The following is a 19,475-nucleotide window of genomic DNA, read 5'->3' as shown; positions in this document are numbered from 1 at the left end:
GCAACTTTTTAATCTGGTGGAAAATAGCCCAACTGCTCAGCGATATGAATCGCCTCCTGCCTGTTAGCCACTCCTAATTTTGAAAAGATATTGGCCAGGTGATTGGAAACTGTACGTTTACTCACATAGACCTTGTCACAGACATCATCAATAGTCAAGCCATTTCTAACCAGTTCTAGTATCTCGATTTCTCGTGGTGTTAGCACCTCTACCATCACTTCATCTGAAAAGATCTTACCTCCTAGATAAATCTTTTCCAGTTTTTTCACCAACTCATCTGGATCCATACTTTTATCTAGAAATCCATAAGCCCCCATAGCTTTAGCTCGGTGTTCATACATCTTTTTGCTGTATCCCGTCAAAATCACAACCTTACTAGAACAACCATTGTCAATAATCTCTTGTGCCAAGGTCAGCCCATCAGCTTGATACAGACTCGTCAGGTTGATGTCAATCAAAATAATGTCGTAGTCATTAAAAGCAATCTCCGAAATAGTCGAAAAATTATCCACTAACTGGACCTTTTTAATGTTTTCCGATAACTCTAAAATCATCTTGATACTTTGGCTAAATAATTTATGATCATCAATTAACAAAATTTTCATAACACAACTCCTTATCAATCGGGAGAGTAATTTCTACACGAAATCTCTTATTATTTTCAAAAATCTGCATTTGACCACCTAAAACACTAATTTTATTAGACATATTTTTCAAGCCATAACCTAAGGATTTTTCTGTTTGAAGGCAGTCATTTTCAGAAATGATAAAAATAGTGTCATCATGCACATCAATCTTCAAAGAAATCGTTCCACCACTAGCGTGCTTAACGGCATTGGTCGCCAACTCCTCAACCAGACGATAGGCAATTTTATCGTAAGGAGATAAAAGCCTAAAGTGAGCAGGAAACTGTGTGACGACTTCATTTTCTGCGTGATAGCGCTTGACAATCCGATTAATCAGCCCTTGATACTGGATGTCTAACTGCTCGTCTGTTTCTACCATTGGCTGATAATAATCCATCCGCTCGCGAATCCGCTGAACCAACTCCTCTGTCACCAGATTGATCTGTTCACCAAAAGCTTGATTGCTACTATATTTATTGAAATTTTTTATTGCCATCACATTTTGCAGGATTTCATTGTGAAGAAATTCGGAGAACTGTTGTTCTGTATCTTCATTTGCCAGCAGATTTTTCACCATACGGTTACGCTTTAAAAAGAGAACTTTTACATAATCCCTAGAATCTAGCATTTCAGCAGAACGAAAGAGGCGAATCAATTCTTCCGAACAAATCCCGAACAATAGTAACATGATATTCAAGACCAAAAAGCTCGTGTTTAAGTCTAGATGAAAGATGATGAAAATGCCTACTAACAAAAACATAACCAGTAAAAACAAGTGTGAAAAAGCTTTTATATAGGACAATTTCAACTCTAATACCTTTTTTTGAAGAGAGCTGACAATCGTTTTGAAGTGTAAAAAAGCTAAGATACCAAGAATTTCTAGATACCAGACTAGGTTCATCACTCCTGAGCCCCTCGTATTGATATACAAAAAGAAATAAGAAAGAGGCAATATCAAAGCTAATATCCACAAATTTCGTCTCTGATACTTGAGTTTACTTTTCAACTCTTTATGATATAAAATCAGTAAAATCAGGGGAACAAGGTTTAAAAAGAAAGACGCAAACAAGGACAGAAATAGAAAAATTGAAGGACTTAACAGATACGAACTAATGGTGATTAGTGTCAACACAAAGGACACACTCAACAGTTCTTCTCCTATTTTCTCTCCCAGAAAGATAATAGACAGAGAACTATACACCAATAAAAAAGAGTTGAGCGGATGAAGAATATCAAAAAAGTGCAACAGGGTGCTCGCAACTCCTTGATTAAATATGGATTGCCAGCTAATGAGAAACATCATCAGGAGCAACCAGAGTTTCAACTCACTATACCGAAAGGTCACAATATTACAAATATAGCTAAATACAATTAAAGCAATAATCAGCAATAAAACCATCTGCAAGGAAAAATCTGTCGAAAAGTCCAGAGGAATCCTATAATAAATATAAATCATTAAAGCTAGATGATTAAAAATCGTCAACCACCACAATAAAAGTGAGTTTTTCGAGAGCGATTTGACAAACTGTTTCATATGTATCCACTTCCTGAACTACTTTAATATCATTATAACACAATACCAGAATTGTCGGATAGGCAACTCTGGTATTTGACTTAAGTTTCAATAATTTGCCAACTTACTCTGTAAGTTACTAGCAAGTAAAGAACAAAGAGTAAAACCGCTACTCCCAGATAGGTGATATCAATAGAAATGCTGGTATTAGCGAAATTCTCAAAATAGCCCAAAAGAGCGGTACTCAAGGCAAATGCTAGCGGACCTGCGATGACCAGCGGAACCAAGAAATAACTTAGAATCTGTTGCAAAAGAATAAAGCGATTTTGCTTTCTCTTGTTCCCAAGAAGGTATAAGATTTGATAATCATTAACACTATCCAAAGCACTTGTAGAAGTTTGAAGAGACAAGATACTGAGGGAAATAATGATAAAAATAACACTGACAAAAATCATGACAAAGACAATGACACCCATAAATCCAAGATAAATCTCAAAAATTCTTCCTTTCGTTTGATAGACGAACGAATTCAACTCTTCTCCATCACGAGTGAAGTAGTATTTTTCAATCCACTGACTCAAGAATGTTTCTACTTTCCGTTTGTCGATATTTTCTTTGAAATTGGCAACATAGGTCGTGTGGTCTTCCGTCAATCCAACTACTACCTTATCTGGTACAATTAAGGTTCCTGAGTCATTTGTAGTTACTGAAGATAAAAAATAAACTGTTTCAAGTGGCTTTGAAGAGGCAAGGTTGAGAGAATGACCGTTAATCATGAGGGTTTTTGTCGTTGATAGAAAGTCCTGGATCTGCTTGGCAGTTCCTTTATAATTGGCATTGACTAGAAATTGGTCTTCTGACAAGTCAACCGCTTTTTTCCCTTGCAGTTTGCGGAGATGATTGTAGGCAGAAATTCCTAAAATCGGTACTTTTGATTCAGGAAGTTTCTTATCATGATCCCAGAGATTGCTAGTATCAATCAAATCTTTATAAGTTAAATCACTAGAATAGATAGGGCAGCTGTACTCCTCTTTGATGAGGTTAAAGTCAAAGCCATCGGCTTTCAATCTGTCTTTGACAGATTCCTGAGAAAATTGAAACTCTTTACCACGGTAGAGATTGACAGTTACATCATAAGGTGAGTATTTGTTCAGCTCTCGGTTCATAGTCGTATAGGCACTACCACTAAAAACGAGTAAGCTGAGAGCCAATGTCAAGGTCAAGGATAAGACAGCCAACGTGACCGAATTACTATCAGCTTGTTTTGAAAATTGACGGATTTTAAAAGTGTTTAGTTTGTTATAGTAAGTTTGAGGCAGTTTTCTAAGGGAAATCAAGACAAAATGGCTTAAAGTATTGTAAAACAAAATCACAAAAATCACGAAGACAGATACCAGCAAGATACCCCAGCTTTTCAAGAATGATAGATGGTGATAGTCTGAAAAATAGAGAGCACCAAAACCGATAACAGCTGTTGAAAGAATAAAGAGAAGTGCTTGAAGAACTGGCTTGCCTTTTGCCAAGACAGATTTCTTGACCCCATTCTCTTGAATAAGTGCAATGATATTTTGCTTTCTAAAGGTAAGAATGTCCATGACACCAACAATAAAACTGGTTACAAAATAGGAATAAACTAGTAAGATGACAGACTTGCTATCAAAGAACAGCAGACTACCAAAGTAATTGGCCATAAAAAACTCAGATGCAATCTTAGCTAGAATGACCAGTAAGATCAATCCAAGCAAGAAACCTAGAATCAAGGAAAAGATATTGACCAGCATGGTTTCAAAGAACAGGGTACGGATAATCTGCTTCTTCTTCATTCCCAGCGTTGCATAAAGTCCCAGCTCTTTCTTGCGCCGTCCCAGCACAAAATTTGTGGCGTAAACGATGAGAAAGGCAATCGCCGATAGAATCAGATAGGAAAGCAAGCCCATGTACTGGCTCATCACTGTCGTTAACATTTCCTTTGCCCCTGATAAACTTTGCATCACTGGATGGCTTGGTAAAGCATTAAAAGCGTAGAGCAAGCTATAAATCAATGTCAGACTGAAAAAATAGATGGTATAAGTCTGTAAATTTCGAAATACATTTCGTAAAATCAATTTTGGATACATACTCTCACCCTCCTATCTGGTACGACTGTAAATCTCTTGCAAATACTGTTCATTAGATAAGCTGTTACGTTCCAAATCATCCATAATCTTTCCATCTCTAAGTAGCACCATCCGTGAAGAGTACTTTGCTGCGGCAGGGTCATGCGTAACCAGTAAAATGGTAATACCAAAACTTTTATTGATTTCCTGCAAAAGTGCCATCAGTTTTTCAGAATTGGCAGAGTCCAAGGCTCCTGTCGGCTCATCTGCGATAATCAGTTTAGAATCATCAATCAAGGCTCTAGCAGTTGCCACACGTTGTCGCTGACCACCTGATAACTGATTAGGAAACTTATCTTTTAAGTTTTGGATATCCAACTTATCCAAAATTTCCTCAATCTTATCCTGATGTTTTTTGATAGTTTTCCCCTGAATTTGAAGAGGTAGAACGATATTTTCATAGACCGTCAAGGTTTCCACCAAGTTGTAGGCTTGGAAAATATAGGAAATGTTTTTAGCACGATAATCAGCTAGTTCATTTTCCTTGGCATGGATGATATCAAAATCTTCAAATCGAATCTCACCTGATGTTGGTTTATCAATCGTTGAAATACAGTTGAGGAGTGTTGTTTTTCCACTACCACTGGCACCCATAATTGCCAGAAATTCACCTTTTTCAACGGACAAGTTCACATCTGATAAAGCATGGACGATATTATCCCCTTGACCAAATGTTTTCGTTAATCCTGTCACGATAAGTTGTTTCATCATTTCATTCCTCCGTTTCTTTATTACGCTCTCATTATACGGTTTCTTTCAAGGTTTGCCATGAGTATTTTGTGCAATATATTCAAGTTATAAAAAACCGATGCCTTTTTCAGGTATCGGTCGATGTTGATTATTTGCGATCGTTTCTTTTTTTCATAAAGTAAACAATCCCTATGACAACAACTCCTAAGACCAGTACAGGTGCATAGAAGTCTAGTGTTCCAATAATTCCTTCCATTTTATCCTCCTGTCAAAAAATAGAGAGTTTTATTCACAGCGCACGTTTGACGAAATACATTCATAAGAATATGCAAACCACCAAGCACAGCGCCCCTGTGCTGTTAATCTAACAGCCGTACCCTAACCCAGCAGCAGATTTTCCATCCAATTCTTGGCTATTAATTTCCACAATCCAAAGAATCAATCTCAAAGTTGTCTTGTTTTATTTGTATTTCTCCCGTAAATATAACACCAAATCAAAATGTTGTCAATATTTTGTAATAAAACACTAGAATTTTCCTTTTGTTTTATCTAACAGCGAACATCATTTCTCGTACACTCATAGGAATAGGTGAAACACAATCCACAGAGACCTGCTAGTGTCATTTTAAAAGCTGTGTACCACTAGCTTCTGATTGCCCGGAAAGTTCTTGCTTTTCAACCTCAAAACTTAGAGAATCAATCTCTGAACGATTTGTATTTTTAGCCATAAAGTTGCCTCCTTCCTTCTTTTGGATGATCATCTTTACAATAACTAGTATAAACTCTAGTATTGGATAAGTAATGAGTAAATCGTGCAAATTTCTTATTTTCGAAGAAAATTTTTATAGTGCCCAATTAAAAAACAGCTAAACAATACCTGAACTGCACCCCAAAAGTTAGACAGAAAAAATCTAACTTTTGGGGTATTTTTATTATGAAATTAACTTATGATGATAAAGTTCAGATCTATGAACTTAGAAAAAAAGGATATAGCTTAGAGAAGCTTTCAAATAAATTTGGGATAAACAATTCTAATATTAGGTATATGATTAAATTGATTGATCGTTACGGAATAGAGTTCGTCAAAAAAGAAAAAAATCGTTACTATTCTCCTGATTTAAAACAAGAAATGATTCATAAAGTCATACATGAAGGCTGGACTAAAGATAGAGTTTCTCTTGAATACGGCCTCCCAAGTCGTACGATACTTCTTAACTGGCTAGCACAATACAAGAAAAACGGGTATACTATTGTTGAGAAAACAAGAGGGAGAGTACCTAAAATGGGACAGAAGCCAAAAATGAGACCTGAAGAGAGGACAGAATTAGAACGTCTTCAAGCAGAAAATGAGTACCTGAGAGCGGAGAATGCCATCCTAAAAAAGTTAAGAGAACTCCGCTTGAAGGAGGAAAAAGAGAAAGAAGAAAGACAGAAATTGTTCAAGAATTAATGACTGAGTTTTCGTTAGATATTCTTCTAAAAACCATTAAACTCGCTCGTTCGACCTACTACTATCATTTGAAACAGCTAGACAAACCAGATAAGGATCAAAAGCTTAAAGCTGAAATTCAAGCTATTTTTACCGAACACAAGGAAAATTATGGTTATCGTCGGATTCATTTAGAACTAAGAAATCGTGGTTATCTGGTAAATCATAAAAGAGTTCAACGCTTGATGAAAGTACTCAATTTACAAGCTAAAATGCGACAGAAACGAAAATATTCTTCTCATAAAGGAGACGTTGGCAAGAAAGTAGATAACCTTATTCAACGCCAATTTGAAGCAGCCAAACCAATGGAAAAGTGTTATACGGATGTGACAGAGTTTGCCATTTCAAATAGCACGCAGAAATTGTATTTATCGCCTGTTTTAGATGGCTTTAACAGCGAAATTATTGCTTTTAATCTTTCTTGTTCTCCTAATTTAGAACAAGTAAAAACGATGTTGGAACAGGCCTTCACAGAGAAACACTACGAGAATACGATTCTCCATAGTGATCAAGGCTGGCAATATCAACACGATTCTTATCATCGGTTCCTAGAGAGTAAGGGAATTCAAGCATCTATGTCGCGCAAGGGTAACAGCCCAGACAACGGTATGATGGAGTCCTTCTTTGGCATTCTGAAATCGGAGATGTTTTACGGTTATGAGAAGTCGTTTCAGTCGCTTAAGCAATTGGAACAAGCCATTGTAGACTATATTGATTACTACAACAATAAACGAATTAAGGTAAAACTAAAAGGACTTAGCCCTGTGCAATACAGAACTAAATCCTTTGGATAAATTAATTGTCTAACTTTTTGGGGTCAGTACAACCTTGCTCAGCTACTTTTTTACCCTATTTAAGTTATTTAGAATTTTCTTCTTAGTTACTTTACAAGAGACCCACACACTCCCCCTGATTTTCCTATCTTCTTTGGCGATTCTGACACAAGTGTGGTACAATAAAAACATGAGAATTCAACAATTACACTATATTATCAAAATCGTCGAAACTGGCTCCATGAATGAAGCAGCCAAGCAACTCTTTATCACTCAGCCGAGTCTTTCCAATGCAGTGAGAGATTTGGAAAATGAAATGGGCATTGAGATCTTTATCCGCAATCCCAAGGGTATCACCTTGACCCGTGATGGGATGGAGTTTCTCTCCTATGCCCGTCAAGTTGTCGAGCAAACCCAGCTTCTGGAAGAACGCTATAAAAATCCTGTCGCCCACCGCGAACTCTTTAGCGTTTCCTCCCAGCACTATGCCTTTGTGGTCAATGCCTTTGTTTCTCTACTCAAGAAAAGTGATATGGAGAAATACGAGCTCTTCCTTCGTGAAACTCGTACTTGGGAGATTATCGACGACGTCAAGAACTTCCGTAGTGAGGTCGGTGTCCTATTTTTTAACAGCTACAACCGTGATGTTTTAACCAAAATGCTGGATGACAACCACCTGCTGGCTCATCATCTCTTTACCGCCCAACCGCATATCTTTGTCAGCAAGACCAATCCTCTGGCAAAGAAAGACAAGGTCAAACTAGAAGACTTGGAGAACTTCCCTTACCTCAGCTATGATCAAGGAACTCACAACTCCTTCTACTTCTCTGAAGAGATTCTCTCGCAGGAATACCACAAAAAATCTATCGTAGTCAGCGACCGTGCCACCCTCTTTAACCTCTTGATTGGTTTGGATGGATACACGATCGCAACAGGGATTTTGAACAGCAACCTCAACGGAGACAATATTGTTTCTATCCCACTGGACATTGATGACCCAATTGAGCTGGTCTATATCCAGCATGAAAAAACCAGCCTATCTAAGATGGGCGAACGCTTTATCGACTATCTACTAGAAGAAGTCCAGTTTGATAGTTGAGAAATGATAAGAACCAATATGTAGGCTAGCAACAACCTACGCATTGGTTCTTTTTATTTATAATTAAAAGTCTCCCCTGCCAACTTATCAGCTAGCTTGGGAAAGAGGGTATAAAACTTATGGGCTAGGTTCAACAAAATCGGAAGATTGAGTTCTCGTTTGTTTTTTCCTATAATCTTGACAATCTTTTTAGCCACTGCATCTGGTTCTAGCAGGAAGCGATCAACTGATTTAAGATAGGTGCCATCTGGGTCGGCCTGGTCAAAAAATCCTGTGCGGATTGGTCCTGGATTGATCGTCGTTACATAAACACCGTAGGACATAAGTTCGAGGCGTAACGCATTTGAAAAACCAATGACCGCAAACTTGGTTGCTGAGTAAAGGCTGGACTTGCCAGTAGCGATCAGACCTGCCATGCTGACGATATTGATGATATGGCCTTTTCGGCTTTCCTTCATACGAGCAGCAAGGCGACGAGATAGATTCATCAAGGCAAAGGTATTGACCTCGAACATCTGGTGAATATCTTGGTCAGAAATCTGGTCAAATTCCTCGAAAATCCCGTAACCAGCGTTGTTAATCAAGACATCAATCTTGCCATAGCGGAGATAGAGGTCTGCTACCAGAGTTTCTAAGGATGAATCATCGGTAATGTCGATTTCAATCAATTCTGCATGGGGATGATTTCCGTAGAGTTGAGCTAATTTTTCCCTATCTCGACCAAGCAAGATGAGCTGGTCTTCTGGTAAAAGTTTGACCATTTCTTGAGCTAGACCACCGCTAGCTCCGGTAATGAGAATAGTAGGCATACTTATCCTTCCTCAATCTTTTAGATTTCCACTTCTTCCAAGTCTTTGACCACATGCACATTTTCAAAAATTGTGGCAGCGTCTTTCTTGAGCTTGCTGATATCTTTTGAGAGAAAACGGGCACTGATATGGTTGAGCAGGAGTCGTTTGGCACCTGCTTCTACTGCTACTTGTGCAGCTTGCATGTTAGTAGAGTGGCCATGGTTACGAGCAATTTTTTCATCACCCTTGCCATAAGTCGATTCATGGACAAGGACATCGGCATTGACAGCCAGACGCACACTAGCACTAGTTTTACGAGTATCACCAAGAATAGTGATAATTTTACCTGGACGTGGCGCTGAGATATAGTCAGCTGCCTTGATTTCTCTACCATCTTCTAGAACAACATTCTGACCATTTTTGATTTTTCCAAAAAGTGGGCCAAATGGGACACCAGCTGCCTTGAGTTTTTCAGCATCCAGCGTTCCTTCCAGATCCTTTTGCATGACACGATAACCAACACAGAAAATAGTGTGGTCCAACTCCTCTGCATACACAGTAAATTTATCGGTCTCTAGAATTTTTCCTAGAGAATCTTGGTCAAACTCATGAAAATGAATACGGTAGGGCAAACGAGAACCTGACACACGAAGGCTGGTTAAGACAAAGGACTTGATCCCTTGCGGCCCATAGATTTCCAAATCTGTCTGCTCTTCATTAGCCTGAAAGGCACGGCTAGAAAGGAATCCTGGCAGGCCAAAAATGTGGTCTCCGTGCAAGTGGGTGATAAAGATTTTGCTGACCTTACGTGGTCGAATTGTGGTTTCCAGAATGCGATTTTGCGTTCCTTCTCCACAGTCAAAGAGCCAAACTTCGTTAATCTCGTCCAAGAGTTTCAGGGCGAGACTGGAGACGTTGCGGGCTTTAGAGGGCTGACCAGCCCCCGTTCCTAAAAATTGAATATCCATTCGATACTTTCTAATTAATTAATATATAACATGGCTGTGCGGTTTTCCGATCGGAAATAGCGCTTGCCAGAAAAAGCTGTAGCTTCTTGTAATAACTCCTCTTGGCTGTAACCTTTAAGACGCTTGCGACCATCAGCCAAGCTTTCCAAATCAGTCAAAGCTGTGAGACTCTCAATGCTAACAACTTCCTCATCTCCAACAGCCTTCATGTAAATCTTAACAGACTCTTCAAAGACCAGTTGATGGGGGAAAATTTGCGCAATTTCAAAGAGCAAGTCTTCTGAAATAACCTCTTTATTTTCAGAGAAAATTCGACCCAGACCCTCACTCTCATAACAAAAACCAAAGGATTTGCCAGACAGATTAAGTCGAATAAAAGGCTTGTTTTCTAGGGTGAAACTAGGTTCAGCATTGAAGAGGTTTAATTCCTGACTGAGTTCCGAAAAATAATCCGTCGCAACCTCAGGACTCTTTTTCTGGTAGAGTTCTGCAAAGTAAGCATTGACCACGCTAGGCGGAGGAGTGATCAGTGCCAACTGCTCTTGCTCTGTTTTACCAGCTAGAAGTTGATCCAGATAGACCTTGTCTAGACTTGTATAGCCCCCATATTTTAGAGCTAAGGTTTTAATATCAGTCATAAAATTCTTCTAACCTCCATTTGTTTTTCTCAGAAATGTAGCCTGTAATCACTTCGCCGTCTTCCTGATAATCACGTTCTTCCAGAATCGCAACACTTTCTAAATCATGAATCTTGTAGGACTTTGAAAAAGGCACGCGCAGGGTAAAAGATTCAAAAATATCCTTGATTTTCTCTAAAAATAGTGCCTGCAAATTCTCACGACTATCCTCAGACTTGGCAGAAATGAGGGCATAAGGCGTTTGGGTAGGCGTAAAATCCTCCACCAAATCTGCTTTATTATAAAGAGTCAGGCGAGGAATATCCTCCATGTCCAAGTCTTTCATGATGGAAAGGACCGTTTTTTCATGCTCTTCGTGGTAAGGATTGCTGGCATCGATAACATGAACTAGAAGATCCACATGCTTGCTTTCTTCCAAGGTTGACTTAAAACTGGACACCAACTCTGTCGGCAAATCTTGGATAAATCCAACGGTATCTGTCAAAGTTACTTGGAGATTGCCTCCCAGATGGATACTCTTAGTCGTCGCATCTAGAGTCGCAAATAGCTCGTCAGCCTCATACTGGGTCTTACTGGTCAAGGTGTTCATGATAGTTGACTTCCCAGCATTGGTATAACCAATCAAACCAATCTTAAAGGTGCTTGACTCCAAACGTTTTTCTCTGACGGTCGCCCGATTTTTCTCAACCACCTTGAGCTGGCGCTCGATATCCGTGATTTGATTGCGAACGCTACGACGGTTCAGCTCCAGCTGGCTTTCACCAGGTCCACGGGAACCAATTCCCCCTGCCTGACGGCTGAGCATAATCCCCTGACCAACCAAGCGGGGCAAGAGATACTTGAGCTGAGCCAAATGCACTTGGAGTTTCCCTTCATGGCTTCGAGCCCGCATGGCAAAGATGTCCAGAATCAACTGCATACGGTCAATGACCTTGACACCCAGAACTTCCTCCAGATTGACATTCTGCCTTGGCGTCAGACGGTTGTTGACGATGACAGTGGTAATTTCTTCTGCATCCACCATGAGCGCAATTTCTTCTAACTTACCAGATCCGACGAAGGTCTTGGAATCATATTTTTCACGTTTTTGTCTGTAGCTATCTACAACGACTGCCCCAGCTGTCTTAGCTAGACTGGCCAATTCTTCCATGGAGAGGTCAAAATTGTCCATGCCCTGCAATTCCACACCAATGAGCAGGACCCGCTCCTCTTTTTTCTCCGTTTCAATCATCTAAAAACTCCTCTATCTGGCTTAAAATGCGGTCTTGCACACCAGCTTCTCCAATCTGATAAAAGGTGACCTGCATGCGATTACGGAACCAGGTCAACTGACGCTTGGCAAAACGACGAGTCGCCTGTTTGAGACTCTCACTGGCTTCTTCCAAGGTCTGCTCTCCACGAAAATAAGGAAAGAGTTCCTTGTAACCAATCCCTTTAGCAGCCTGCACATCTGGATAATGGTCAAACAACCACTTGGCTTCGTCTAGAAGTCCAGCTTCAAACATCAGGTCCACTCGGTGATTGATACGTTCATATAATTGACTGCGCTCATCATCCAAGCAGATAATCAGCGGTTCATATAGACTCTCTTGATTTTCCAAATCCTGACCAAAATGGGCAATTTCCAAGGCACGCATTGCACGACGACGATTAAACTGGGGAATCTCAAGGCCTGCTTGGTCCACCAGATAGGCTAATTCCTCATCTGTATAAGGCTCCAAACTAGCCCGATAGGCCAAAATCTCCTTATGAGGTGTCCCCCCACCCAGGTGGTAACCTTCAAGCAAACTCTGGATATAAAGCCCAGTCCCACCAGCAATAATGGCTAGCTTGCCACGACCATGAATATCCTCAATAGCCATCTTAGCTTCTGAAACAAAATCAAAAGCCGAGTAAGACTCGGTTACCTCTCTAACATCGATTAAATGATGGGGAACAGCTGCCTGCTCTTCTGGACTAGCCTTAGCCGTCCCAATATCTAGACCTCGATAGACTTGCTGGCTATCTCCACTAACCACTTCACCATTAAAACGCTTTGCAATTTCAATGGCAAGGGCTGTTTTTCCAACAGCAGTCGGTCCAACAATCACAATTATTTTTGTTTTCATCTTTTTTCCTTGAAAAATTCCCATTTTTTCGTTACTATTATTATAACACAAAAAGGTCAGTCAGAAAAATGTGACCTCTTGAGGAGGCTGACTGATTAAGAAGATAAAGGAGGAAGACTCATGGCTAAAGGATTCGCTAAAGGTCTTGTAACAGGTGTCGCAGGAACTGTCGCTGCAGTTGCAGGTGCAGTATACGCATTTAAAAAGAAAGTGATTGAACCAGAAGAGCAAAAAGCAGCTTTCATCGAAGAAAACCGTAAAAAAGCAGCTCGCCGCCGCGTATCACGTTAAGAAACAAAAGAAGTTGGGATTCATTGTCTCAACTTCTTTTTTCGCTTCTTTTAAATAGCTAGGTCAAACTTCAACTGTGGCTTAACAGGTTCATAATCCACCAACTCAAAATCTTCTGCTTTAATATCAAAGAAATTAGTTCCATCAGGAACATTTAAAACCAATCGTGGTTGGCAGTTTGATGGCTCACGACGAAGCAATTCCTCAGCTTGTTCAAATTGATTGTCATAGATATGGAGGTTGTTGATGAAGTAAAAGAACTTACCAACCTTCCAGCCAAAATGCTTGGCAATCATCATTTGAAGAGCCACATACTGCATAGCGTTGATATGGTGGGCCACCAGCATATCGTTAGAACGCTGGGTCAAGGTCGCATCCAGATAGATTTCTCCATCTACACGGCGGACATCAAACATGGTCTGAAAGGCACATGGGAGCAACCCATCTGTTTCTTCGAAAGCTTGATAATCCCAGAGCGAAATGATATTGCGGCGGTTCCAAGGGTTGGCTTCCAACTGTTTGAGAAGCTTATTGATGATATCGTGTTTCTTAACAACGGCACCATAACGCTCACCAATGGTTCCCGTGTCTCCAACTTCCCAGTCATTCCAGTAGTGAACATTGTACTTGTCATTAAGCACCTCTAGGCTATTAGACTGGTCTTGGTAGATCCAGAGAACTTCTTTGATGGCTGATTTGATTGCAATGGGACGCAAGGTTGTAATGGGGAATTCCCCCTTAGCCAAGTCATACTCTGCAAAAGCACCCGTTACGTACTTGGAGTTAGCAACAGTTCCATCCTTGTACTTGGGACGTGCCTGCTCAGAAAAGACACCGTCTTTGAGGATTCGTTCAATATTCTCTTTAAAAATCGTATCTGCTTTTGTCATTTACTCTCACCTCATTTATTGTCCTAACTAGTATAGCATAAAAAAAGAAAGGAGGAAAATCACTCGCTTTAAAGTAGTGTTTTTCTCCTTTTATTATTTTATTGTAATACAAGTGATGCTGCTCCGATAACCCCAGCGTCATTTCCTAGAGTTGCAAGAGCTAATTTTGTTGATGTGCGTACTTGTGGGAAGGTATTTTCGTCATAAACTTTTTGAACACCTTGTAGAAGGAATTCTCCCGCAGCTGACACCCCACCACCGATGACGATGGTTGATGGGTTTAGGATTGATCCGATGTTAGCACAAGCAATTCCCAAGTAACGTGAGAAGTTACGGTAAACGATCAAAGCAAGGTCATCTCCTTCTTTTGCCAAATCAAAGACAGTCTTAGCAGTTACTTCTTCTCCATTATCAATCAAGCGTTTCAAGGCTGCATCGCCTTCGTATTCATCAGCATAGCGACGAGTCAAGTTGACAATCCCTGTTGCTGAAGCAACTGTCTCAAGGCAACCTTTCTTACCGCAAGTACATGCGATTGGTTGGTCAAAGTCAACAGTGATGTGGCCAAGCTCACCTGCTGCACCAGCAACACCATGAAGCAATTTGCCTTCAGCGACGATACCGCCACCAACACCTGTACCAAGTGTCATAAAGACAACATCTGGTTGGTTATCACCAGCACCCATCCAACGTTCACCAAGAGCTGCCACGTTGGCATCATTATCGATGAAGAATGGAATACCCAAGGCTTTTTCAATCTTTTCTTTGATTGGTTGAAGGGTTTTCCAGTTCAAATTGTAGGCACCAATAACAGTTCCTTTTTCACGGTCAACCACACCTGGTGACCCCATTCCAATACCTTGGAAGTCTGCTGCTACCAATCCAAGCAAGTCCAAACGATGTTGAATAGACTCAATCATATCGTCAACGATATGACTTCCCTCATCCAAAATGTTGGTCTTGATAGACCATTTTTCTTGGATTTCTCCTGCCGTTGTCAAGATTGCAAATTTGATAGAAGTTCCACCAAGGTCAATCCCAATAATCTTTTGACTCATCATATTCTCCTTTTTCATTATGAATTAACTGAAAATGCTTACAGTACTAGTATAACAAAATTCACTCATTTATGCAAAGGTTTGCATTAACTTTCTAGATTTTATCCTTACTTATGGTTTCCATAGACCTGAAGCATCTACGTAGTAGCGACCTCCATCAACTCGCTCATTTTTAGCCATTTTACCATCTGATTTCAAATAGTAGTTTCCTTGCCATGCATTGCGAGCATAAGAACCATCTGATTTCAAATAATACCAAGCTTGATAAGAAGAGTCATAAATCCATTCGCTCTGGGCCATTTGACCATCTTCTTTCAGGTAATAATTTCCCTGCCAAACGTTTTTCACTGGATTTCCATTTCCATCAAAGTAGTACCAAGCACCATCCTGCTTAACCCAGCCACTTGCTGTTGCTGAACTTGTATCAGTTTGAGTTGTAGTCTCTTGTTTTGCTTTGAAAGCACCTTTTGGGGCATTTTTCAATTCACAGGCCACACCATCATGATCTCGGTCTAACTTGGCAGAATAACCAGGTTCTCCCTTATGAATATCCGCGTATCCATTCGCCCAAGCCTCTTTACAACTAGAAAAATGAATATTTTCTTCTGCTAACACAGGTTGTGAAAACAAGGCTAAAACTGGCAAGCTAGCTAGACTCATTTTTAAAAATAGACGTTTGTTCATTTTTTCTCCCATAATTATGATATCGATTTCAATAGTATTTTATCAAACTTATTTCAGCAATTCAAGGAAACTTCTGGTTATTTCTGCAAACTCTTTTGGTTTTTCCTTATTCAAAACATGAGGGCCGTCTGGGATAATCTGAAATTGGGATTCTGATATTAGTTTATGAATACTTCTCATAGAACTAAGATTCGGTTTATCTTTGCTACCACAAATTAGTAAGGTTGGATAAGGACAAGTTCTTGATATATCTGTTAAATCAAGTGTCTTCAATTCCTCAGAAACTCCGACCATAAGAGCTTTGTTTGCTCCCCGTTTTTCAAAAAAACTTTTTGGAAGTAGTTTAAAAATCATCAACTGGATTTTAAATAAGATATTTCCAGCTAATTTCAGAGGGCAACCTGACAAAACTAAACCTTGAAGATTTGGTAAATCATAACTTGACAGCTCTAATGTAAGTGCAGCTCCTAAGGACAAACCGATTAGGACAAAAGGTTCTGTCTCCTCTGACAAGTGCTGATAAATGCGCTCCTTGGCTTCTTGATAGCTAGTAATTCCCGTAGGGAATAAGTCGAGGGCTTCAGAGGGATAATCCGCAAGTAACTCCTGCACTTCCTTCCAACTCTCCGCTGACTGGCCTAATCCATGTAAAAATATTAGTTTCATTTAGCTCTCCTTTACTGACAATTCATACAAGCCCCTCACCGCGTTACAGCCATAGATGGCTTCTGCTTGGGCAAAATCTGCCAAGGTCAAAACTTTCTCTTCTACCTGTCCTGTTTCCAGCAAATGTTGACGGTAAATTCCTGGTAAGATTCCCAGTCGGATAGACGGTGTGTAGAGTTTCCCAGCGATTTTCAGAACCAAATTTCCAATAGAGGTTTCAAGCAATTCTCCTCTTTGATTATGGTAAATCTTCTCTTGTTCCCCTAGGCTCAAGTGAGGTCGGTAGCTTGTTTTGAAGTAGGTAAAGGCTTGTTGTAAATTAACTTCCTGCAGACAAAGTTTGGCCTGACAAAAACTTGGACTGAGGGGTGTTAATACTCGGCGTTCGACTTCTATCTCTCCAGACTTGCTGAGAGAAATACGCAAGCGGTAATCTTGATTAGCATCACAAGCATGACACTCTTCCTCTATCTTTTGTTTCAAGTTTTCTGAATCAAATAGAAAGGCAAAATACCGACTAGCTGTTCTCAATCTTTCCAAATGTTGATCTTCAAACAACAAGCTCTTCTGGCTGATTTTTCCAGTTGTAATTAATTGGAAGCGAGCTTGTTTACGATAGAGAACTGCTGCCTTTTGATGAACCTCGCGGTATTCAGACTCCCAAGTGCTATCCCATGTAATGCCTCCGCCAACTCCATAGATAGCTTGTCCCTTGTAGAGTTGAATGGTCCGAATGGCCACATTAAAAATCCGTCGTCCATTTGGAAGCAAGAGACCAATGGTTCCACAGTAGACTCCACGCGGTTGTGGTTCCAAGCCCTTTATGATTTCCATAGTCGCAATTTTTGGAGCTCCCGTTATGGAACCACAAGGAAAGAGAGAACGGAAGATTTCAACAAGGTCAACATCCTCTCGCAACCGACTCTTGATAGTCGAAGTCATCTGCCAGACAGTCGAATATTGCTCCACTTGACACAAACGCTCCACATGTTCACTCCCCACTTCAGAAATACGATTCATATCATTGCGCAAGAGGTCCACAATCATCATATTTTCAGAGCGATTTTTGGGATCCTGCTCCAACCAACTGGCCTGCTCCAAGTCTTCTTGATCAGTCACTCCCCGCTGAGTCGTTCCCTTCATTGGTCGCGTAGTCAACTCACGGCCATTTTGCTCAAAAAAGAGCTCTGGACTCATGGAAATCACTGCCATGTCATCATGTTCCACATAAGCATTGTAGCCCGCCTCCTGCTCTACCACCATACGATTGTAGATTGCAAAAGGATTGGCGCTTAAATCTTGCTTGAGTTGGACTGTGTAGTTGACCTGGTAGGTGTCTCCCTGCCGCAAATGATGGTGAATCTGGGCAATAGCCTTTTCATAGTCTGCTGCAGATGTTACTTCCTGCCAGTTTGAAGGCAAATCAACCTCGTCATAAATCAGAGGAATAGGGGATGTTTCTACCCTATCATGAACTGTAAAATATAGCAGGTACTCTCCCAGTAAAGGATCTTTATGAACTGCTAATTTCTCCTCAAAAGCAGGTGCAGCCTCGTAGCTGACATAGCCCACCACATAATAGCCTTGCTCTTGGTAGCTCTCCACTTGTGCCAGCAAATCTTCCACTTCTGCTATATTTCTCGTTTTCAACTCTTTAATAGGCTTGGTAAAGGTGTATCTCTCCCCCAAAGCCCTAAAATCAATCACTGTTTTTCTATGCATATTTCAAGTATAGCATAAAATAAGAAAACCCTCATCCGCAAAGCAAATAAAATAGGCTTTAGTCTCATCATATATATTCTGATTAGAAAAAACTCTCCTAGTAGCTATTTTGCTCTAGGAGAGTTTTAAAAATAACATTACCCACTTAGCCCCAAAAGAGGAGTTGCGACTTTTAGAAATGGTTGCTGATTTTCTAATTAGTCTTCTTCATCTTCTTTTCGACGACGAGCAATAAGACCAAAACCAAGTATCGCACTAGCTGCTGCTGCAACCATTGCCGTTATGGATTCTGTTGTACCTGTATTTGGCAATTCTCTAGCCACTACACGCTGATTAGTAGCTACTTGCTGATTCTCATTTTCAAGTTGTGAGATAGGAGATGCTACACTATCTTTCACTTTAGCTTTGTCTTCATCAGCTTTCAATGCTTGGTCTTTTGCTTGTTTTTCCTGTGTTTTTTCTTTAGAAGTTGGATTAGCTGAATTTACATGAACTCCATCACTTACTCCAACTGCCGGTCTAATTTGTGCGATCGGATTGACTGAGTTCACTTCCTCAATACCAGTTGACTTAGCTTGGTCGACTTCTGCTTTTGTTGTTGCGTTGTCGATTGCTGTTTTCGCTGCGTCTGCTTTCGCTTTTGCATCTTCCTTAGCTTTTGCTTTCTCTTCAGCTGTTAAGTCGTTGTTCGCATCGATTTCTGCTTCCTTAGCTTTCAGCGCATCGTCTATTGCTTTTTTAGCCACTGGCTTAGCTTGCGCTGTTGGAGTGACTAAGTCTACACTTGTTGTTCCTGCAGTCTTAGCTTGTTCTACCGCATCGTTTGTTGTTGCGTTNTCGATTGCTGTTTTCGCTGCGTCTGCTTTCGCTTTTGCATCTTCCTTAGCTTTTGCTTTCTCTTCAGCTGTTAAGTCGTTGTTCGCATCGATTTCTGCTTCCTTAGCTTTCAGCACATCGTCTATTGCTTTTTTAGCTGCTGGCTTAGCTACTGGCGTTGGAGTNACTGAGTCTACACTTATTGCTCCATCATTTTTAGCTTGAGTTACTGCATCATTTGTTGTTGCGTTATCGATTTCTTGTTTCGCTGCGTCTGCTTTCGCTTTTGCATCTTCCTTAGCTTTTGCTTTTTCTTCAGCTGTTAAGTCGTTGTTCGCATCGATTTCTGCTTCCTTAGCTTTCAGCGCATCGTCTATTGCTTTTTTAGCCGCTGGCTTAGCTTGCGCTGTTGGAGTGACTAAGTCTACACTTGTTGTTCCTGCAGTCTTAGCTTGTTCTACCGCATCGTTTGTTGTTGCGTTATCGATTGCTGTTTT

General features: G+C 40.3%; 20 protein-coding genes. 4 read left to right on the top strand and 16 right to left on the bottom strand.

Going from position 1 to position 19,475, the window contains the following annotated elements; genetic code table 11:
- Positions 1–8: 8 nt before the first annotated feature.
- On the bottom strand, positions 9–605 hold the full coding sequence (locus D8848_RS04525) for a response regulator transcription factor (RefSeq protein WP_000698194.1): 597 nt from the start codon (positions 603–605) through the stop codon (positions 9–11).
- On the bottom strand, positions 586–1,527 hold the full coding sequence (locus tag D8848_RS10890; protein WP_260467295.1) for a sensor histidine kinase: 942 nt from the start codon (positions 1,525–1,527) through the stop codon (positions 586–588). Before D8848_RS10890 ends, D8848_RS04525 begins: the two co-directional genes overlap by 20 nt.
- 321 nt (positions 1,528–1,848) lie before the next feature.
- Between D8848_RS10890 and D8848_RS10885 the strand changes: the two genes are divergently transcribed.
- Complete coding sequence (locus D8848_RS10885; RefSeq protein WP_238395603.1) at positions 1,849–2,001, top strand: hypothetical protein; 153 nt, start codon at positions 1,849–1,851, stop codon at positions 1,999–2,001.
- A 239-nt stretch (positions 2,002–2,240) separates the two neighbouring features.
- Here the strand turns inward: D8848_RS10885 and D8848_RS04515 are convergent, their stop codons facing one another.
- The 3 genes from D8848_RS04515 to D8848_RS04505 all read right to left on the bottom strand — a co-directional run bounded on the left by D8848_RS04515 (position 2,241) and on the right by D8848_RS04505 (position 5,241).
- Positions 2,241–4,256 (bottom strand): FtsX-like permease family protein, encoded by a 2,016-nt coding sequence (locus D8848_RS04515; RefSeq protein WP_125443021.1) that lies wholly within the window; start codon positions 4,254–4,256, stop codon positions 2,241–2,243.
- Positions 4,257–4,268: 12 nt separating this feature from the next.
- Entirely contained in the window at positions 4,269–5,003 is a 735-nt protein-coding gene (locus tag D8848_RS04510) for an ABC transporter ATP-binding protein (RefSeq protein WP_125443220.1), read from the bottom strand.
- Positions 5,004–5,133: 130 nt separating this feature from the next.
- The gene (locus D8848_RS04505) at positions 5,134–5,241 is read right to left on the bottom strand and encodes a QVPTGV class sortase B protein-sorting domain-containing protein (RefSeq protein ID WP_020901952.1); all 108 of its coding nucleotides are present in this window, start codon (positions 5,239–5,241) and stop codon (positions 5,134–5,136) included.
- 678 nt (positions 5,242–5,919) lie between these two features.
- Between D8848_RS04505 and D8848_RS04490 the strand changes: the two genes are divergently transcribed.
- A protein-coding gene (locus D8848_RS04490) for an IS3 family transposase (protein WP_125443020.1) occupies positions 5,920–7,268 on the top strand; the annotation gives its coding sequence in 2 pieces (ribosomal slippage) (positions 5,920–6,361 and positions 6,361–7,268; 1,350 coding nt in all).
- A gap of 169 nt (positions 7,269–7,437) precedes the next feature.
- Complete coding sequence (locus D8848_RS04485; protein ID WP_042750500.1) at positions 7,438–8,346, top strand: LysR family transcriptional regulator; 909 nt, start codon at positions 7,438–7,440, stop codon at positions 8,344–8,346.
- A gap of 53 nt (positions 8,347–8,399) precedes the next feature.
- Here D8848_RS04485 and D8848_RS04480 read toward each other — a convergent pair whose 3' ends face one another.
- The 5 genes from D8848_RS04480 to miaA are packed head-to-tail and all read right to left on the bottom strand — an operon-like array spanning position 8,400 to position 12,851.
- Positions 8,400–9,155: an SDR family NAD(P)-dependent oxidoreductase gene (locus D8848_RS04480; protein WP_125443019.1), complete on the bottom strand. Its 756-nt coding sequence runs from the start codon at positions 9,153–9,155 to the stop codon at positions 8,400–8,402.
- A 20-nt stretch (positions 9,156–9,175) separates the two neighbouring features.
- Complete coding sequence (gene rnz / locus D8848_RS04475) at positions 9,176–10,105, bottom strand: ribonuclease Z (RefSeq protein ID WP_049502384.1); 930 nt, start codon at positions 10,103–10,105, stop codon at positions 9,176–9,178.
- 14 nt (positions 10,106–10,119) lie between these two features.
- A complete protein-coding gene (locus D8848_RS04470; protein ID WP_125443018.1) occupies positions 10,120–10,743 on the bottom strand; it encodes a cystathionine beta-lyase in 624 nt (207 codons plus the stop codon).
- Entirely contained in the window at positions 10,736–11,974 is a 1,239-nt protein-coding gene (hflX, locus tag D8848_RS04465) for a GTPase HflX (protein WP_024057897.1), read from the bottom strand. Before hflX ends, D8848_RS04470 begins: the two co-directional genes overlap by 8 nt.
- Positions 11,967–12,851: a tRNA (adenosine(37)-N6)-dimethylallyltransferase MiaA gene (gene miaA, locus D8848_RS04460; protein ID WP_125443017.1), complete on the bottom strand. Its 885-nt coding sequence runs from the start codon at positions 12,849–12,851 to the stop codon at positions 11,967–11,969. Before miaA ends, hflX begins: the two co-directional genes overlap by 8 nt.
- 120 nt (positions 12,852–12,971) lie before the next feature.
- Here miaA and D8848_RS04455 point away from each other — a divergent pair, with 120 nt between their 5' ends.
- Positions 12,972–13,142: a DUF3042 family protein gene (locus D8848_RS04455; RefSeq protein ID WP_001051780.1), complete on the top strand. Its 171-nt coding sequence runs from the start codon at positions 12,972–12,974 to the stop codon at positions 13,140–13,142.
- 50 nt (positions 13,143–13,192) lie between these two features.
- Here D8848_RS04455 and D8848_RS04450 read toward each other — a convergent pair whose 3' ends face one another.
- From D8848_RS04450 to D8848_RS04425, 6 genes are all read right to left on the bottom strand, one after another.
- Positions 13,193–14,032 carry a thymidylate synthase gene (locus D8848_RS04450; RefSeq protein WP_125443016.1) on the bottom strand — a complete coding sequence of 280 codons (840 nt, stop codon included), beginning with the start codon at positions 14,030–14,032 and terminating at the stop codon, positions 13,193–13,195.
- Between the two features lie 98 nt (positions 14,033–14,130).
- Positions 14,131–15,090, bottom strand: coding sequence for an ROK family glucokinase (locus D8848_RS04445; RefSeq protein ID WP_000078564.1), 960 nt, complete (start codon positions 15,088–15,090; stop codon positions 14,131–14,133).
- A gap of 111 nt (positions 15,091–15,201) precedes the next feature.
- Positions 15,202–15,774 carry an excalibur calcium-binding domain-containing protein gene (locus tag D8848_RS04440; RefSeq protein ID WP_125443015.1) on the bottom strand — a complete coding sequence of 191 codons (573 nt, stop codon included), beginning with the start codon at positions 15,772–15,774 and terminating at the stop codon, positions 15,202–15,204.
- 48 nt (positions 15,775–15,822) lie between these two features.
- Positions 15,823–16,440, bottom strand: coding sequence for an alpha/beta fold hydrolase (locus D8848_RS04435; RefSeq protein ID WP_125393613.1), 618 nt, complete (start codon positions 16,438–16,440; stop codon positions 15,823–15,825).
- Positions 16,441–18,162 (bottom strand): aminodeoxychorismate synthase component I, encoded by a 1,722-nt coding sequence (pabB, locus tag D8848_RS04430; protein ID WP_125443014.1) that lies wholly within the window; start codon positions 18,160–18,162, stop codon positions 16,441–16,443.
- A gap of 197 nt (positions 18,163–18,359) precedes the next feature.
- On the bottom strand, positions 18,360–19,475 hold a 1,116-nt coding region (locus D8848_RS04425), incomplete at its 5' end, for a DUF1542 domain-containing protein (RefSeq protein WP_125450655.1).

It is taken from the genome of Streptococcus mitis (assembly GCF_003942775.1).
In the GTDB taxonomy this organism is placed as follows: Bacteria; Bacillota; Bacilli; order Lactobacillales; family Streptococcaceae; genus Streptococcus; species Streptococcus mitis_CN.
This window is presented reverse-complemented; position numbering and strand designations above follow the sequence as displayed.

What these genes read in the sequence shown, in the direction of transcription:
- D8848_RS04525 (WP_000698194.1), bottom strand. Translation starts at nt 605, where the DNA reads ATGAAAATTTTGTTAATTGATGATCATAAATTATTTAGCCAAAGTATC.
- D8848_RS10890 (WP_260467295.1), bottom strand. Translation starts at nt 1,527, where the DNA reads ATGAACCTAGTCTGGTATCTAGAAATTCTTGGTATCTTAGCTTTTTTA.
- D8848_RS10885 (WP_238395603.1), top strand. Translation starts at nt 1,849, where the DNA reads ATGAAGAATATCAAAAAAGTGCAACAGGGTGCTCGCAACTCCTTGATT.
- D8848_RS04515 (WP_125443021.1), bottom strand. Translation starts at nt 4,256, where the DNA reads ATGTATCCAAAATTGATTTTACGAAATGTATTTCGAAATTTACAGACT.
- D8848_RS04510 (WP_125443220.1), bottom strand. Translation starts at nt 5,003, where the DNA reads ATGAAACAACTTATCGTGACAGGATTAACGAAAACATTTGGTCAAGGG.
- D8848_RS04505 (WP_020901952.1), bottom strand. Translation starts at nt 5,241, where the DNA reads ATGGAAGGAATTATTGGAACACTAGACTTCTATGCACCTGTACTGGTC.
- D8848_RS04485 (WP_042750500.1), top strand. Translation starts at nt 7,438, where the DNA reads ATGAGAATTCAACAATTACACTATATTATCAAAATCGTCGAAACTGGC.
- D8848_RS04480 (WP_125443019.1), bottom strand. Translation starts at nt 9,155, where the DNA reads ATGCCTACTATTCTCATTACCGGAGCTAGCGGTGGTCTAGCTCAAGAA.
- rnz (WP_049502384.1), bottom strand. Translation starts at nt 10,105, where the DNA reads ATGGATATTCAATTTTTAGGAACGGGGGCTGGTCAGCCCTCTAAAGCC.
- D8848_RS04470 (WP_125443018.1), bottom strand. Translation starts at nt 10,743, where the DNA reads ATGACTGATATTAAAACCTTAGCTCTAAAATATGGGGGCTATACAAGT.
- hflX (WP_024057897.1), bottom strand. Translation starts at nt 11,974, where the DNA reads ATGATTGAAACGGAGAAAAAAGAGGAGCGGGTCCTGCTCATTGGTGTG.
- miaA (WP_125443017.1), bottom strand. Translation starts at nt 12,851, where the DNA reads ATGAAAACAAAAATAATTGTGATTGTTGGACCGACTGCTGTTGGAAAA.
- D8848_RS04455 (WP_001051780.1), top strand. Translation starts at nt 12,972, where the DNA reads ATGGCTAAAGGATTCGCTAAAGGTCTTGTAACAGGTGTCGCAGGAACT.
- D8848_RS04450 (WP_125443016.1), bottom strand. Translation starts at nt 14,032, where the DNA reads ATGACAAAAGCAGATACGATTTTTAAAGAGAATATTGAACGAATCCTC.
- D8848_RS04445 (WP_000078564.1), bottom strand. Translation starts at nt 15,090, where the DNA reads ATGAGTCAAAAGATTATTGGGATTGACCTTGGTGGAACTTCTATCAAA.
- D8848_RS04440 (WP_125443015.1), bottom strand. Translation starts at nt 15,774, where the DNA reads ATGAACAAACGTCTATTTTTAAAAATGAGTCTAGCTAGCTTGCCAGTT.
- D8848_RS04435 (WP_125393613.1), bottom strand. Translation starts at nt 16,440, where the DNA reads ATGAAACTAATATTTTTACATGGATTAGGCCAGTCAGCGGAGAGTTGG.
- pabB (WP_125443014.1), bottom strand. Translation starts at nt 18,162, where the DNA reads ATGCATAGAAAAACAGTGATTGATTTTAGGGCTTTGGGGGAGAGATAC.